The sequence below is a fragment of the Frigoribacterium sp. UYMn621 genome (genome assembly GCF_040549525.1).
GTDB lineage: Bacteria > Actinomycetota > Actinomycetes > Actinomycetales > Microbacteriaceae > Lacisediminihabitans.
On sequence record NZ_JBEPTM010000001.1, the window covers coordinates 418,449 to 434,520 of the forward strand.

15 protein-coding genes are annotated in these 16,072 nt (G+C 66.6%); 11 read left to right on the forward strand and 4 right to left on the reverse strand.

From position 1 onward, the window contains the following. The first annotated feature begins 165 nt into the window (after positions 1 to 165). From ABIB54_RS02175 to ABIB54_RS02190, 4 genes are all read left to right on the forward strand, one after another. Positions 166 to 1,188 carry a LacI family DNA-binding transcriptional regulator gene (locus ABIB54_RS02175; RefSeq protein ID WP_354573871.1) on the forward strand — a complete coding sequence of 341 codons (1,023 nt, stop codon included), beginning with the start codon at positions 166 to 168 and terminating at the stop codon, positions 1,186 to 1,188. 138 nt (positions 1,189 to 1,326) lie between these two features. Next, entirely contained in the window at positions 1,327 to 2,520 is a 1,194-nt protein-coding gene (locus ABIB54_RS02180) for a Gfo/Idh/MocA family protein (RefSeq protein ID WP_354573872.1), read from the forward strand. A gap of 31 nt (positions 2,521 to 2,551) precedes the next feature. Beyond that, the gene (locus ABIB54_RS02185; RefSeq protein WP_354573873.1) at positions 2,552 to 3,262 is read left to right on the forward strand and encodes a ThuA domain-containing protein; all 711 of its coding nucleotides are present in this window, start codon (positions 2,552 to 2,554) and stop codon (positions 3,260 to 3,262) included. Continuing rightward, complete coding sequence (locus ABIB54_RS02190) at positions 3,247 to 4,344, forward strand: Gfo/Idh/MocA family protein (protein ID WP_354573874.1); 1,098 nt, start codon at positions 3,247 to 3,249, stop codon at positions 4,342 to 4,344. Before ABIB54_RS02185 ends, ABIB54_RS02190 begins: the two co-directional genes overlap by 16 nt. A gap of 27 nt (positions 4,345 to 4,371) precedes the next feature. Here ABIB54_RS02190 and ABIB54_RS02195 read toward each other — a convergent pair whose 3' ends face one another. The 4 genes from ABIB54_RS02195 to xylA all read right to left on the reverse strand — a co-directional run bounded on the left by ABIB54_RS02195 (position 4,372) and on the right by xylA (position 8,403). Next, positions 4,372 to 4,821, reverse strand: coding sequence for an HTH domain-containing protein (locus ABIB54_RS02195; RefSeq protein ID WP_354573875.1), 450 nt, complete (start codon positions 4,819 to 4,821; stop codon positions 4,372 to 4,374). Between the two features lie 108 nt (positions 4,822 to 4,929). Continuing rightward, positions 4,930 to 5,436, reverse strand: coding sequence for a SecDF P1 head subdomain-containing protein (locus ABIB54_RS02200; RefSeq protein WP_354573876.1), 507 nt, complete (start codon positions 5,434 to 5,436; stop codon positions 4,930 to 4,932). 221 nt (positions 5,437 to 5,657) lie between these two features. Then, a complete protein-coding gene (xylB, locus tag ABIB54_RS02205; RefSeq protein ID WP_354573877.1) occupies positions 5,658 to 7,076 on the reverse strand; it encodes a xylulokinase in 1,419 nt (472 codons plus the stop codon). Between the two features lie 136 nt (positions 7,077 to 7,212). Continuing rightward, entirely contained in the window at positions 7,213 to 8,403 is a 1,191-nt protein-coding gene (gene xylA, locus ABIB54_RS02210; RefSeq protein ID WP_354573878.1) for a xylose isomerase, read from the reverse strand. A 98-nt stretch (positions 8,404 to 8,501) separates the two neighbouring features. Between xylA and ABIB54_RS02215 the strand changes: the two genes are divergently transcribed. The 7 genes from ABIB54_RS02215 (at position 8,502) to menC (ending at position 16,037) form a co-directional block, all read left to right on the forward strand. Next, positions 8,502 to 9,716 (forward strand): ROK family protein, encoded by a 1,215-nt coding sequence (locus ABIB54_RS02215; protein ID WP_354573879.1) that lies wholly within the window; start codon positions 8,502 to 8,504, stop codon positions 9,714 to 9,716. Positions 9,717 to 9,720: 4 nt separating this feature from the next. Next, a complete protein-coding gene (locus tag ABIB54_RS02220) occupies positions 9,721 to 11,004 on the forward strand; it encodes a multidrug effflux MFS transporter (RefSeq protein ID WP_502917039.1) in 1,284 nt (427 codons plus the stop codon). A 542-nt stretch (positions 11,005 to 11,546) separates the two neighbouring features. Beyond that, positions 11,547 to 12,224, forward strand: coding sequence for a hypothetical protein (locus ABIB54_RS02225; protein WP_354573881.1), 678 nt, complete (start codon positions 11,547 to 11,549; stop codon positions 12,222 to 12,224). Positions 12,225 to 12,323: 99 nt separating this feature from the next. Continuing rightward, the gene (locus ABIB54_RS02230) at positions 12,324 to 12,836 is read left to right on the forward strand and encodes a signal peptidase I (RefSeq protein WP_354573882.1); all 513 of its coding nucleotides are present in this window, start codon (positions 12,324 to 12,326) and stop codon (positions 12,834 to 12,836) included. Positions 12,837 to 12,921: 85 nt separating this feature from the next. Beyond that, entirely contained in the window at positions 12,922 to 13,641 is a 720-nt protein-coding gene (locus ABIB54_RS02235) for a phosphatase PAP2 family protein (RefSeq protein WP_354573883.1), read from the forward strand. A gap of 9 nt (positions 13,642 to 13,650) precedes the next feature. Further along, a complete protein-coding gene (locus ABIB54_RS02240) occupies positions 13,651 to 14,928 on the forward strand; it encodes a saccharopine dehydrogenase family protein (RefSeq protein WP_354573884.1) in 1,278 nt (425 codons plus the stop codon). Then, the gene (gene menC, locus ABIB54_RS02245) at positions 14,925 to 16,037 is read left to right on the forward strand and encodes an o-succinylbenzoate synthase (protein WP_354573885.1); all 1,113 of its coding nucleotides are present in this window, start codon (positions 14,925 to 14,927) and stop codon (positions 16,035 to 16,037) included. The genes ABIB54_RS02240 and menC overlap by 4 nt, the downstream gene beginning before the upstream one ends. Positions 16,038 to 16,072: the final 35 nt, after the last annotated feature.

The following is a 16,072-nucleotide window of genomic DNA, read 5'->3' on the forward strand; positions in this document are numbered from 1 at the left end:
CCATGATTCGTCTTTGGATGCATGTGTCGCTCTATGGATGAAAAGGTTTCGTGCCGCGACGGTGTCAGTATTCAATGGTTCTCGGACGTTGTCAACAGGTGAGGAGGGAGCGGGGTGTGCATTCCTCGCCTCAGGCCGGCCTCGGATGACCGCTACCATGAGCGCATGAGTCAGCTAAAGGTTTCGCCGGGTCGCGCCACGCTCGCGGAGATCGCGCGGGATGCATCCGTGTCGACGTCCACGGTGTCGAAGGTGCTCAACGGCAGGGCCGGCGTCTCTGATGCCGTGCGGGAACGAATCGAAGGGCTCCTGCATACCGCCGGCTACAGTCGGCGCGGCAGCTCTCACGAGCAGGGCAAGCTCATCGAGCTCGTCTTCGACAACATCGACAGCGAGTGGTCCCTCCAGATCATCCGCGGGGTCGAGGCGGTCGCGCGGGAGAACGGGCTCAGCGTGATCCTGACCGAGAGTGGTGGTCACCTGTTGGTGGCGCCGGACTGGATCGACGGCATCCTGCGACGGCAGCCGGTGGGTGTCGTCCTGCTCTTCTCGAACCTGTCCGTCGACCACAAGCGGCAGCTGGCAACCCGCAATATCCCGTTCGTCGTGCTCGATCCGGCCGGGGATCCAGATCCGGATGTCTCGTCGGTGGGCTCTGGCAACTGGTCGGGAGGCCTCGCGGCGACCCGGCACCTCGTCGAGCTGGGCCATAGGCGGATCGCCCTGGTCAGCGGTCCGCAGGAGATGCTGTGCTCGCGAGCTCGGCTGTCCGGCTATCGTTCCGCGCTGGAGGAGGCGGGGATTCCGTTCGATCCGACGCTGATCGACGGAGGGCGGTTCCACTACGAGGATGGCGTAGCCGCCGGCATGAGGCTGCTCACGATGCCGGATCGGCCCACCGCCATCTTCGCGGGCAACGACCTCCAGGCCTTCGGGGTGTACGAGGCCGCACGCCTTCTCGGACTCGTGGTGCCGGATGACATCTCAGTCGTCGGCTTCGACGATGTGCCCAGCGCCAGCTGGATGGGGCCGAAACTCACGACGGTGCGCCAACCGTTGATCGAGATGGCCGAGCAGGCGACGCGCCTCGTGCTCGCTCTGCGCGACGATCCGGACCGCAAGCTCGTGCGCATCGATCTGGCGACGAGCCTCGTGGTGCGAGAGAGCACGGCCCCGCCCCGGGCGTGATCCGCTTCGTCAATGGCGACACATTTCGGTATTGCCAGAGAAAACTTGCGTTGATCATTGCGACCGGGATAACGTGTCGACACACGCACAACGACGAGCCAGGTGGTCGTCGCCGAATGGATGAAGGAGTCTGCGGAGATGAGTCGACCCCCCTTCGGTGTGGCGCTCGTCGGATACGGCTTCATGGGGGCGGCCCATTCCCAGGCGTGGCGCGTCGCCCCCCGATTCTTCGACCTTCCGGTCGAGCCGCGCATGTCGGTGATCGTCGGTCGTGACCTCGCGCGGGTCGAAGCGGCAGCGGACCGGTTCGGCTGGGCCGAGTCGGAGACCGACTGGCGCCGGGTGATCGAGCGCGACGACATCGATCTCATCGACATCTGCAGCCCGGGTGCCACCCACGTCGAGATCGCGATTGCGGCCCTCGAGGCCGGAAAGCATGTGCTCTGTGAGAAGCCGCTCGCCAACACCGTCGACGAAGCAGTGCGGATGGCCGATGCCGCCCGCCGTGCCGCCGCGCGCGGCGTCTACGCCATGGTCGGGTTCAGCTATCGGCGGGTGCCCGCCATCACCTTCGCCCGCGACCTGGTCGCGGCGGGCAAGATCGGTGAGCTCAGGCAGGTGCGTGCGCTGTACCTCCAGGATTGGCTGGTCGACGCGGAAGGTCCGATGACGTGGCGACTCGACAAGGACCTCGCGGGTTCCGGGTCCCTCGGTGACATCGGGGCGCACGCGATCGACGCGGTCCAGTTCGTCACGGGTCGGCGGGTGCAGGGCGTCAGCGGCATTCTGCAGACTCTCGTGAACGAACGGCCGCTGCTCGGCGAATCGATCGGACTCAGCGGCACCGCCTCTCGGGAAAGGGGGCTGGTGACCGTGGACGATGTGGCGCTGTTCACCGGCAGGCTCGAGGGCGGCGTTCTCGGTTCGTTCGAAGCCACGAGATACGCGACCGGGCGCAAGAACGCGTTCCGTCTCGAGTTCAGCGGATCGCTCGGCGCGATCGCATTCGACCTCGAACGGATGAACGAACTCGAGTTCTACGACGGCACCGACCCGGCGGGACTGCGCGGCTTCCGCCGCATCCTCGTGACCGAGCCGGAGCATCCGTACATGGCTGCATGGTGGCCGACCGGGCACGGCATCGGCTACGAACACCCGTTCTCCCACCAGGTGAGGGATCTGCTCGTCGACATCGCCGCGGGTGTCCAGCCGCGACCATCCTTCGACGACGGGCTGCAGGTGCAGCGGGTACTCGCGGCGGTCGAGGCGAGTTCGGCGAGCGGGAGCTCCTGGGTCGCCGTTGATGACAGTCCTGAAACGCAGAGACAGTGAGTGGCAATCGCCCTCCGAGGAGGAGAACTCGATGACATCGGCAACACCACCGGCGCGCAACGCCCTGATCGTGCGGGGCGGATGGGACGGCCATCAGCCCGTCGAGACCACCGACTCGATGATCCCCTTTCTGGAGGGAAACGGGTTCACGGTGCGCGTAGAGGAATCACCTGCCGTCTACACGGATGCGGACTATCTGGCGACAGTCGACCTGATCCTGCAGATCAACACCATGGCATCCATCACGAAGGACGAATTCGCCGGGCTCCAGACCGCCGTCCTGAACGGCACCGGGATGGGCGGTTGGCACGGCGGCATCGCGGACTCCTATCGCGACAACGCCGACTACCTGCACATGATCGGGGGACAGTTCGCCCACCATGCCGGCAAGGATCCGGCCGATCGCACCGGCGAGCAGTCCGACAACTACATTCCCTACACCGTGCACATCACCGATCTGGGGCGCTCACATCCCATCACCCGCGGAATCGAGGACTTCGATCTGGTGACCGAGCAGTACTGGGTGCTGAGCGACGAATACAACGACGTGCTGGCAACGACGACCCAGTCCGTTCGTCCCTGGGACGCGTGGAATCGACCTGTCACCGCGCCCGCCATCTGGACCAGGCAATGGGGCAAGGGGCGCATCTTCGTCTCCGCGCCCGGTCATCGGCTCGAGATTCTCGACGACCCGAACGTTCGAACGATTGTGGGGAGAGGCTTACTGTGGGCGGCACGCTGAAGGTCGGAATCATCGGGGTTGGCACGATCAGTGCCCAGTATTTCGCGGAGTTCCCGAAGCTGGAGGGGCTGCAACTCGTAGCCGTTGCAGACGTCAACGAGGCTCGGGCGCGGGAGGTGGCGGCCGATCAGGGTGTGGAGGCGTTGAGCGTCGACGCGCTGCTCGCGGACCCGCGAATCGACGCGGTGCTGAACCTCACCATTCCCGCGGCGCACGTGGACATCGCGACACGGGCGCTCCTGGCGGGCAAGCACGTCTACGGCGAAAAGCCCCTCGCGCTGGATCCTGCCGAGGCGGCGCCCATGCTCGAACTCGCCCGAGAGCGGGGGCTGCGTGTGGGCAGCGCGCCGGACACCGTGCTCGGCACGGGCGTGCAGACGGCGCGGGCGCTGTTGGACTCCGGATCCATCGGCGATGCCGTCGCCGCGGCGGTGCACTGGAGCTCGCCGGGTCACGAGCTCTGGCATCCGGCGCCCCGGTTCTACTACCAGCCCGGCGGTGGCCCGCTGTTCGATATGGCTCCGTACTATCTCACGACCCTGGTCACACTGCTGGGGCCGGTGATCCGGGTGTCCGGGGTCGCGACACGATCGGGCCGGGATCGCACGATCGCCTCGGGGGGAGACGCCGGCGGCAGCATCCCCGTCGATATCGAGACCCACGTCAGTGCGATTCTGGAACACGCGAGCGGAGTGACATCCACAGTGACGGTGAGCTTCGAGGTGTGGGCGTCGCGGGCACCACTGTTCGAGGTCTATGGAACGCGGGGCACCATCGCGGTGCCCGATCCCAACCGCTTCTCCGACCCCGTGGAGGTCTGGACGGTCGAGACCCCGGAATGGACGGAGGTGCCCGCTTCAGCGGGCTATGCGGATGCCGGTCGCGGTGTCGGGCTCGCCGACCTCGCGCGTGCCATCGAGACGGATCGCCCCCACCGGGCATCCGGCGAGCTGGCATTCCACGTGCTCGAGATCATGGATGCGGTGCTCCGCGCGGCGAGCGAACACCGGGTGGTAGAGCTGACCAGCACCGTCGAGCGACCGGAGCCTGTGCCATCCGGAGCCTCCCCGAGCAGCTGGTGAGAGTTGCGGGTGCTCGGGCGGGTTCGCTCACCGGCCGCGTGCCTGATTGACGGCGTTGATGAGGAACGACCCCCTGGTCGCCAGTTCGTACTTTCGCTCGATGGCTACGCTCCGCGGATCGTGCAGGGCCTTCTCCACATCTTCGACGTCGAGTCCCACCAGCCGGGCGATGTTCTGAACGGTGAGGCGGCACTCGACCGTCAACGATTCGAAAATCGCTTTAAGACGGTCATCGTCACCGATCTGCAGGCCCGCCGTCAGCTGGGCCGCGAGAAGGGCGAGCCTCGAGGTCTCTTCGGTCGATGGGGACGGCGGCTCCGTGGTGACTCGCATCATCCCGGTCTGTGTTTCCGCGAGGGAGCGGAGGAGGGCATCCGGCTGGATGCCCGTGATGGCCTGGAGCGCATCTTCGGAGAGGCGACCCTCCGCGATGAGGCGCCTCAGTTCCGCCGCGGGATTCTGTGCCTCCACCGTCATGGCTGTCCTGCTTTCTCGTCGTAGAGCGACGGGGAAAGGGTAGACGTTGTGTGATCCCCCCGCATTTCTTGGGCTGTGAAACTCGGCTGCGCCCGAGTCACCGTCGGATCAGGGAGTCTCCGGACCCTTAATCGCTGCCGCGGTCTGCTCGGCCTCCGAGGCGCTTCCGAAGGCGAGTGTGAGTGAGCTGGTGGTGATCGGTGCTGCCACCAGTGGCGCCGAGAGCACCCGGCCGTCGAGGAGTATCGCCAGCTTCTTGCCGACGGCACCGCCGGATACCGTGCCGAGCGTGCTGGTGTCGGCGGTGCTCAGCTCGAGGATGACCGAGTGCGTCGATGCCTGGTCCGTGGGGGAGGTGACGGAGGTGGGGGTGACCGTACCCAGCGACCTGCCCAGCTCATAGGTGATCGTGCCGGCCGTATCGCACGCCCTGCCCGCGCCATCGGTGGTGAGTGCCGGATCATCGCAGGCTCCGTCCACCGACGAGGTGACCAGACGGAACTCAAGCGGCTTGACCGACGAAGGGGTGTCGCCGCCGGGGGTGCCGCTGCAGCCGGCGAGGAGTGCAATGCCCGCGAGCAGTGCGGCGGATCGAATCCCAAGCCGAGTATTCATCTCTTTACAGTAGGGCTCAGTGGCACGCGGGGGAAGGGTGGGTTGTGGGGTGAACGGGGTGTGCGGGTGAGGCCCAGAGCGATCGCATGAGTGGCCGGCTGGATGAAGCAGTCTGCCTCGACTATGCCTTTTCGGGCGCGATCGGCGTGGACGTCACGGCTGAGATCTGGACTGCGGCGGGTCGTGTTGCGGCGACGAGTCACCTGACGCCGTGCAGCGGATCAGCGCCGTGCGGCGTACTGCTCGCGGATGATCGCGCGGGTGTCGTGGGCCGGGCGCGCTGAGAACTCGAGCGGCCAATCCGGTCGCGTGCCGCTGAGGGCCCAAGCGGCCTGGAGCGCGGCACCGAGGGCCACGTACTCCCCCGGGGTGGGCACCTCGACGGGGATGTCGAACACCTGGCCGGCGATCGTCGAGACCGCTTTGTTCTGCGCCGCGCCGCCGATGAGGAGGATCCGTCGGGCGTCGACGCCCTGCGCTCGGATCGCGTCGAGCCCGTCGGCGAGCCCACACAGCATCCCCTCGATGGCAGATCTGGCGAGGTCGGACCGAGTCGCCGATGTGAGGCTGAGACCGAAGAGCGTCGCCGTGGCATCGGGCAGGTTGGGGGTGCGCTCGCCCTCGAAATAGGGCTGCAACACCAGCCCGCCCGCCCCGGGCTCCGCCTGCAGGGCGAGCATCCCGAGTTCTGCGTGGTCCACCCCGAGCAACCCCGCGACCGAGTCGAGCACGCGTGCAGCGTTCAGGGTGGCGACCAACGGAAGGAACGCTCCGCTGGCATCCGCAAAACCGGCGACCGTGCCGGAGGAGTCGGTCGACACGGTCTCGGTGACAGCGAAGACGGTGCCGCTCGTGCCGATCGAGACGACGACGTCGCCGGGGCCCGCGCCGAGCCCGAGCGCCGCGCCGGCGTTGTCGCCGGCGCCCACCCCGATGACCCGACCGCCCCGGATGCCGTGGGCGGGCAGCGCGGCGGTCTCGCCACCGCGCGCCCCGGGCTTCATCACGCGGGGGAGCATCGCCGCATGCCCCAGAGCGAGCTCGAGCAGTTCGCGGTCGTACCGGCCGGTGTTCGGATTCCAATACCCGGTGCCGCTCGCATCGGAACGATCGGTGATCAGCTCCTCGAGCCGCGGTCCGCCGACGGTCTCATCGGCGGGCCCGAAGCCGCGCAGTCGCCAGGTGAGCCAGTCATGGGGAAGCACCACCGCCTCGACCCGGGCCGCGTTCGCCGGCTCGTTGTCGCGCAGCCACCGGAGTTTGGTCGCCGTGAAACTTGCGACGGGAACGAGACCGGTGCGCTGCGCATAGTCCTCGGCGCCGACCTCGGCGATGAGATCCGTCGCGGCGCGAGCGGAACGGGTGTCGTTCCAGAGCAGGGCGGGGCGGATGACGCGGCCCTCGACATCCAGCACGACCATTCCGTGCTGCTGGCCCGCGATGGAGACGGCGGCGACGTCGGCGAGGCCGCCAGCGTCGTCGATCGCCGCGAGCAGCGCATCCCACCAGGCCGCGGGATCCACCTCCGTGCCGGCGGGATGGGTGGCTCGGCCGGAGCGGACCACCTCACCGGTGCCGGCGTCGCGAATCACCACCTTGCAACTCTGGGTCGATGAATCGACCCCGGCGACCAGTGTCATGCCTGTCTACTCCGCTCGTATAGGTGCATTATTCAGGAACCTGTGGTGCAGGGGGTGCTGGCGTGACAGGAGTTCTCCCCACGCGCCTCACGGGCACCATCCGTCCCACAGCTTCCTGAATGATGAAGGTGCGGGGTCAGCGGGCGCCGAGCAGGTGTTCGAGGGCCAGCTGGTTGAGGCGCACGAAGCCGAAGCCCTTGCCGCCGAAGTAGGAATCGGTGTCGAAGTCCTCGAACGAGGCGCGGTCGGCGAGCAGGTCGTCGTAGGTCTCACCGGCGGAGAGGGTCGTCTCCTGGATCTTCGCGACGCGTGATGCTGCGAGGGCATCCTGCACCTCCGGGTCCGCCCGGAACGCTGCAGCGCGCTCCTTGAGCAGGAGGTAGGTGCGCATGTTCGCGGCGGCGGAATCCCAGACTCCGGTGATGTCCTCGGTGCGAGAAGGTTTGTAGTCGAAATGGCGCGGTCCGTCGTAAGACGGCCCCCCATTTGCTCCCCCATTCTCGAGCAGGTCGACGAGGGCGAAGGCGTTTGCCAGGTCGCCGTGGCCGAACACCAGGTCCTGGTCGTATTTGATGCCCTTCTGGCCATTCAGATCGATGTGGAAGAGCTTGCCCTGGTAGAGCGCCTGGGCAATGCCGGAGGTGAAGTTGAGTCCGGCCATCTGCTCGTGCCCGACCTCGGGATTCACGCCGAAGAGCTCCGGACGTTCGAGGGTCTCGATGAACGCGATCGCGTGACCGACGGTGGGCAGCAGGATGTCCCCGCGCGGCTCGTTCGGCTTCGGCTCGATCGCGAACCGGATGTCATGCCCCTTGTCCGTCACGTACTGCGCAAAGACATTCACGGCCTCTCGGTAGCGCTCGAGGGCGCCACGGATGTCCTTGGCCGAGTCGTATTCCGCACCCTCGCGGCCGCCCCACATCACGAAGGTCTTGGCGCCGAGCTCGACGCCGAGCTCGAGCTGCCTCATGGCCTTGCGCATCGCGAAGCGCCGCACGCCGCGGTCGTTGGAGGTGAAGCCGCCGTCCTTGAAGACGGGGGCGCTGAACAGGTTGGTGGTGACCATCGGGATGATCATCCCGGTGTCGGAGAGAGCCTGCTTGAGGCGGTCGATCTGCTTCTGGCGCTCGGCATCCGAGGATCCGAAGGGGAACAGGTCGTCGTCGTGGAAGGTGAGGCCGTAGGCGCCGAGTTCGGCGAGGCGGGTGACGGCCTCGACCACGTCGAGCGGGGGACGGGTGGGGCCGCCGAAGGGGTCGGATCCGTTGTATCCCACCGTCCACAGGCCGAAGGAGAACTTGTCGTCGCGGGTGGGGGTGGAGACCATAAGAAAAAGTCCTTCAGCGTCATCGATGATTTGTTGTTGTTGAAAACATATCAGGGGTCCTGCCGAATTTCGAGACTCAAACAACATATCCTTCTGACATGCCTTCCCTAGCGACGATCGACGACCCACCGATGGGGCGGGGCAACAGCAACGATTCCCTGCGGCGACACAACCTGTCGGTGATTCTCGAGCTCGTCCACCGCAACCGCGGACTCTCGAGATCGCAGCTCACCCGGCAGACCGGCCTCAACCGCTCGACCATCGCCGCCCTGGTGGCCGAGCTCGTGAGCCTCGGTCTGGCCATCGAAGGCGAACCGGACTCGGCCAGTCGCGTCGGTCGACCGAGCCCGATGGTTCGACCCGACCCCTCAACCGTCGGAATCGCGGTCAACCCCGAGATCGACGCCGTGACGATCGGCGTGGTCGGGCTCGGCGGGACCGTGGTCGAGCGGGTGCGGTATCCGGTCGATCATCCTCCGACCGTCGGCGAAGCTGTCGACATCGCCGCCGCCGGCATTGCGACGCTGCGGGCCGACCTCGATCCCCGCTACCGGATCCGCGGAGTCGGTGTCGCGGTTCCCGGCCTTGTGCGCACCGGCGACGGACTCGTGCGGCTCGCCCCACATCTCGGCTGGCACGACGAACCCTTCGCCGAGTTGCTCGCCGCTGCGACCGGGATGTCTGTCGTCGTGGCGAACGACGCCCACCTCGGCAGCCGTGCCGAGAGCATCTTCGGCGCTGCCCGAGACATCCGCGACCTCATCTATCTCAACGGCGGGGCGAGCGGGATCGGCGGGGGAATCGTCTCCGGTGGGCAGCCGCTGGGAGGCACCGCGGGCTACGCCGGCGAACTCGGGCACACGCTGGTGACCAGTGCCGGCGTCGCCTGCCACTGCGGGGCGAGCGGATGCCTCGAGACCGAGGTTCGGCGTGAGCACCTGCTAGCGCTCGTGGGTCTCGCCAACGCCGACGGCCACGAACTCGAGATCGCGCTCAGCACCTCGACGGATCCGGCCGTGAGCACGGAAGTGCGCCGACAGCTCGACTTCCTCGGGGTGGCGCTGCGCAATGCCATCAACATGCTCAACCCTCGGCTCATCGTGCTCGGCGGATTCCTCGCGTCACTGTATGCGGTCGATCCCGGCCATCTCGACGCGCTGCTCGCGTCCCAGCCCTTGGCGGCATCGCGGGAATCGGTGACGGTGTTGCGCACAAGGCTCGGCTCCGATCTCCTGCTGGTCGGGGCCGCGGAGCTGGTGTTCGAGTCCCTGATCGCCGATCCGGCTTCGGCCGGCCCGCCGGTGCGACGATGAAAGAATGCGCTGGGAGATTTCGGGGAATAGTCTGCGTGTCGGCCGGTTGTCCCTCTCTGTGACCACGACCCTGCACCCTGGCGACTCGTTGTCCCGGCGCCAACGCCTCGTCTACGTGCTCGTGCTCGGCGCGCTCACCGCACTCGGGCCGTTCACGGTGGATCTGTACCTTCCCGCCTTCCCGGACCTCCAGAGCGATCTCGGGGTATCGAAGGCACTCATCCAACTGACGCTCACGGCCACGACTCTCGGTTTCGGTGTCGGCCAGCTGCTCGTCGGTCCGTGGAGTGACAAGGTGGGCCGACGGATCCCGCTCATCGTGGCGAGCTCGGTTCACGTGCTCGCCAGCCTCGGCGCCGCGCTCTCACCCGACATCGTCTGGCTGGGACTCTTCCGGGTGTTGCAGGGGATGGGTGCTGCTGCCGGAGGAGTGGTGGCGATGGCTCTGGTGCGGGACCTGTTCGGCGGGGTACCCCTCGTGCGGATGCTGTCGAGGCTCGCCCTCGTGAGCGGACTCGCGCCCATCCTCGCGCCGGTGATCGGCTCTCAACTGTTGCGCTTCGTCGACTGGCGGGGCATCTTCGTCTTCCTCACGGCCTACGGCGTGCTGGTGGTGATCGCCGCGGTGTTCTTCATCGTCGAGACCCTGCCGCGGGATCGACGCGCCGACCGCGGGCACAGCACGGCCCGCGAGAGGTACGGGGCGATCTTCAGCGACCGGGTCTTCGTCGGGGTGGCCATCATCGGGGCGATGAGCTTCTCGGGACTCTTCGCCTACCTCTCCGCGTCATCGTTCCTGTTCCAGGATGTCTATGGGCTCTCCGCCCAGCAGTTCGGCCTGCTCTTCGCCATCAACTCCCTCGGCGTCGTCGCGGGGGTGCAGATCAGTTCGAGGCTGGCCCGCCGGATCGGCCCGCAGTGGATCCTCGCCTGTTCGACGGCCGTGCTGCTCGTCTCGTCGCTGACGATCGTGGTGCTCGACTCGCTGCATGTCGGGCTGCTCGGCATCCTCATCCCCCTGTGGTTCTTCATCGCCGCCTGCGGGTTCGGCTTTCCGCTCGTGCAGGTGCTCGGACTGGTCAATCACGCGGGGGAGGCTGCCACGGCGGCATCCGTTCTCGGGGCCGTGAACTTCGGGCTCGCCGGGCTGATCTCGCCGATCGTCGGCCTGTTCGGCATCCACAACGCGGTGCCGATGGGAACGGTCATGGCGTCGACGGCTGCGATCGCCGTGCTCGCACTGTGGTTCGTAGTGCGCCCGCGCACCGTACCCGCACTCGGGCGCTGAGCGGCCGCGGAAGGTAGATCGCACCGCCGGATGACGGCGCGGGAGTCGGTCGATCACAGTTTGGCTCGGTAATCACGACCAGATTCGGGGGCGAATCGTGCGCGGCTCATCGCTCCGCGTCGCGCCTTCGAAGCAAACTCGACAGCATAAAAAAGAGAAGCAACGTCACCTATTGCGGATTCGGGTCGGGACTGGTTGGATTGCGAAAGAAGATCACATTCAGTGATCTAACCCGCCGAACCGTCGCTTACCCGCATCCCGGTTCGGCCCGATCGGGTGACCGTCATCGCTGACGGTTGCCAGTCCAATCGAGGCACCCCCAACCCCCTTGTCTCGAAGGGGCACCCGACAGCCGAGTCAGTTCCCGCTCGACTGTGCAAGAAACAGCGCGGCGTCGCCCGACTTCCGCTCTGACAAAACCCGACGGTCACACCGGTAATCGTCGCGCCTGGACGACCCTCGCGGGGCGCTTCAGCAACCCGAAATGAGCGACGCTACCCACCCGGGGAAGCGTCGTGTGCTCAGAAACAGAAAGAAAATCGATGCCAACGAATTTCAAGGTCAAAGCCCTCTCCATCGCCGCCTCGGTGGCCCTCCTCGGGGGAACCGCATTCCTCGCCTCCGGTGCGACCGGTGCGTACTTCAGCGACACGCATTCCGGCAACATCTCCGGCACCGTCGGCAACATCCATGTCGTTCCCTTCGGCGGTGGCGGCGCAACGGGCACCGACCTCGCGTTCTCGAACCTGCTTCCCGGCGTCGCGAAGACCGTCACGCTCAAATACAAGAACACCGGCTCCGACAACCAGGACGTGTACATCGTGTTCAACAACGCGACCGCACTCAGCGCACTGAACGACGCCGGGACCTTCGGGGAGGTGCACCTGGCCGCCAACGGCACCCCGATCTTCGACTCCGCGAACCTCAATGACCACCTGTCCCCGTTGCACTGTCTGACCTTTGACCCGTCAGGCTGCTGGCCGCTGAAGTCGCAGTACCTCCTCGCCAGCAACGTCGCCCCTGGAGCCACAGGTGACGTCTCGTTCAGCTACACCATCGCGGGCAAGTACAAGGGTCAAGCTGCTGCCGGCGCGGCGGCAGCGCCGTGGAACAGTTTCCCGGTTGCTGGCCAGACCACCACCAACAGTGCTGATGGCACGAGCGCGGGTCTCCCGTACGAGATCGTCGCCACCCAGCACGGCATCACCCCCGGTATCTGATCGACCGAGCGGATGCCGGGGCTGCGTGGTTCGCCGCCCCGGTATCCGCTCGCACGCGACTCGACCAGGCAGGAACGGCCTCGAACGGACACGACGGAAATGACACGACGGAAGATCATCACGCTGGTCGTCGGTGCGGCCCTCGTGCTGACGGCTTTTCTAATCGTCGTGTCTGGGGTTCTGCCATATCGGGTATTCATCGTGCACACCGGATCGATGACACCCACCATCTCTTCCCGCAGTGCCGTGATCGTGCAGCAGCACGTGTACCGGGTCGGACAGCCCATCTCGTTCTACGAGCAGGGCGGCGTCGTCACCCACCGTCTGGTTCGAGTGAACGCCGACGGCACGGCGACGACCAAGGGTGACGCAAACACCACCGCAGACCCCTGGAGCATTAAGACCAGCTCGATTATCGGCGGCGTCGTGGCCTCCCCGCCGGAGCTCGGGTATTGGCTTATGTACCTGAAGAACCCCTTCGGTGTCGCATCCGTGCTTCTCAGCGCCATCGTCTGTTGGCAACTCCTCGCCCTCGGCGACCGCAAATCCGAGCCGGTCGAGGCACAGCATCGGGCGGATCCGGCCACCGGATCGCCTCACCCCGCTACCTGAGGGCGCTTCTTCTGCCCGGGTGAAAGCGTCGGCTACCGAAGCCGCACCCCCTTGAAGGCGCGAACGAAACGGGTACGGTAAAACAATGACTTCCAGTTCGCCGCGCCCCACCGATACCCCAGCGCAGCAGCAGGCCGCGCGCGTCAGCCGCCGCTGGCCGCTGGTGAGCGGCGGCATGGCGGTGCTGCTGGTAGCGGCGCTCGGCGCGATCATCGCCTACCGGGACAACAATCTCCCGTTCTCATTCGACCTGGCCTTCCTCGGCGAGCTGGTGGAGCACCGGTCCCCGTTCTGGACGGTTCCGGCACTCGTGATGAACAACATCGGTGCCGGACTCATCGGCGTCTTCATCGTGCCGATCGCGATCGCCCTTGTTTTCCTGCTGTTCCGGATGAAGTGGGCCGCACTCTATTTCCTGATCGCGACGATCGTGAGCGCGGGTCTCGTCCAACTCCTCAAGAACACCTTCGATCGACCGCGTCCGCAAGACATCCTGGTGACCGCGGATCCCGGTTCATTCCCCTCCGGGCATACAGCGAACGCGGCGACGATGGCGGTGGTGCTCGCGCTCGTGCTCCGTCGGGTCTGGATCTGGGCCGCCGGCACCGTCTATACGGTCATCATGTTGCTCAGCCGCACCTATCTCGGCGCGCACTGGCTGAGCGACACCATCGGTGGGCTCGTGCTCGGCAGCGCCGTCGCCGTGATCGTCTGGGCACCCCTCGCCCATCGACTGCTCATCGAACGGGAGCGACGCATTGGCCCCGTCAAACCGACCGAGACCGAACCGGCTGCCACCCGCTAGCGTTGTGGCATGAGAATCCTCCTCGTCGGCGCCGGAGGCGTCGGCAATGCGATCGCGAAGATCGCCGCCCGCCGAACCTTTTTCGAGACCATGGTCGTGTGCGACTACGACCTCGCCCGTGCCGAGGCGACGATCGCCTGGATAGAGGCAAAGCACGGCCCGCAGGGGGACCGCTTCGTCGCCGCGAAGATCGATGCCTCCGATCCGGATGACGTGGCGGCGGTGGCGACAGCGCACAACATCAGCCACGTGATGAACGCCGTAGAGCCGAAGTTCGTGCCGACGATCTTCGCGGGCGCTCTCGCCGCCGGAGCGGACTACCTCGACATGGCGATGAGCCTGTCCGAGCCACACCCCTCCGAACCGTATTCCGAGACCGGCGTGAAGCTCGGCGACGACCAGTTCGCGCAGGCACCCGACTGGGAGACCGCCGGTCGCCTCGCCCTCGTGGGCATGGGAGTCGAGCCGGGGCTGAGCGACGTGTTCGCCCGCTATGCGGCCGACCACCTGTTCACCGAGATCGACGAACTCGGAGTGCGCGATGGCGCGAACCTCGTGGTGCGTGACGACCTCGGCAACGAGATTTTCGCGCCCTCCTTCAGCATCTGGACCACGATCGAGGAGTGCCTGAACCCCCCGGTGATCTGGGAGAAGGATCGCGGGTGGTACACCACGGAGCCATTCAGCGAGCCGGAGGTGTTCGACTTCCCCGGCGGCATCGGCCCCGTCGAGTGCGTGAACGTGGAGCACGAGGAGGTGCTGCTCATGCCGCGGTGGGTCGACGCCAAGCGTGCGACGTTCAAGTACGGTCTCGGCAACGAATTCATCGGCATCCTCAAGACGCTGCATCAGCTTGGGCTGGACAAGACCGCGCCGGTGCGCGTGCGGTCCGCCAACGGCCCGGTCGAGGTCGCCCCGCGCGATGTGGTCGCGGCGGGACTGCCCGATCCGGCAACCCTCGGGCCGCGGATGAGCGGCAAGACCTGCGCCGGACTGTGGGTGACCGGACGCGGTCTCGATGGGGCACCGAAGGCGGTGTACCTGTATCACGTGGCTGACAACGACTGGACGATGGCCGAATACGAGGCGCAGTGCGTGGTCTGGCAGACCGCGCTGAACCCGGTGATCGCGCTGGAACTGCTCGCCTCCGGAGCCTGGTCGGGCACCGGTGTTCTCGGCCCGGAGGCTTTCGACGCCGAGCCGTTCCTCGAACTCATGGCGCGCCCCGAAGCGGATGACGGCTACGGCCAGGAATGGGGCCTCGAGGACCGCACCGTGGCGGTGTGAGAGTCCGATCGCTGGAACTGCACCGCCTGGCCATCCCTCTGGTGCGTCCGTTCGAGACATCGTTCGGCCGCCAGACCGGGCGTCAGGTGCTCATGGTGCGCGTGCGGACTGATCTCGGAGACGGCTGGGGGGAGTGCGTCGCGGGGACGGATCCGGTGTACTCGAGCGAGTACGTCGACGGGTGCGAAGACGTGATCCGTCACTATCTCGGCCCGGCACTGCTCGCGGCCGATGATGTCACGGCCGAGGGTGTCGCGGCACTCTTCGCCTTCGTCATCGGACATCGCATGGCGAAGGCTGCCGTGGAGACAGCGATGCTCGACGCCCAATTGCGCGCCGTCGACACCAGCTTCGCGAGCTACTTCGGTGCCGAGCGTACCGAGGTGGACTGCGGTGTCTCTGTGGGCATCTCGCCGACCATCCCGGCGCTGCTCGACGAGGTATCGCTGTATGTGTCGCAGGGATACCGTCGCATCAAGCTCAAGATCAAACCGGGGTGGGACCTCGAACCGGTCGCCGCGGTGCGCGATCTGCTTGGCCCAGATGTCCTGCTCCAGGTCGACGCGAATACCGCGTATACCCTGCTCGACCTCGATCACCTCCGGCGGCTCGACGAGTACAACCTGCTGCTCCTCGAGCAGCCGTTCGTGGAGGACGACATCCGCTCACACGTCTATCTGGCCGCCGCCATCTCCACTCCGGTGTGCCTCGACGAGTCGATCGTCAACACCGAGCTCGCGCTCGACGCGATCGATCGTGGCGCAACCAGCATCATCAACATCAAGGCGGGCCGCATGGGTGGCTACCTCGAGGCGCTCGCCCTCCACGATGCGTGCGTCGAGCAGGGCGTTCCGGTCTGGTGCGGAGGGATGCTGGAGACCGGAGTGGGCCGGGCCGCGAATGTCGCCCTCGCCGCGCTGCCCGGATTCACGCTGCCGGGCGACACCTCGGCATCCGACCGTTACTTCGCTGAGGACCTCACCGAGCCGTTCGTGCTCCACGACGGTCGGCTCTCCGTGCCGACCGGTCCGGGGAGCGGAGTGACGGTGCGAGAAGAGCTGCTCGGAGCCTGGGCACAGCGACCGGTCGAGGTTCTGCGCGCGGGCTGAGCGGTCGGACTCGCCCGCCCAACCGTCACAGGTTG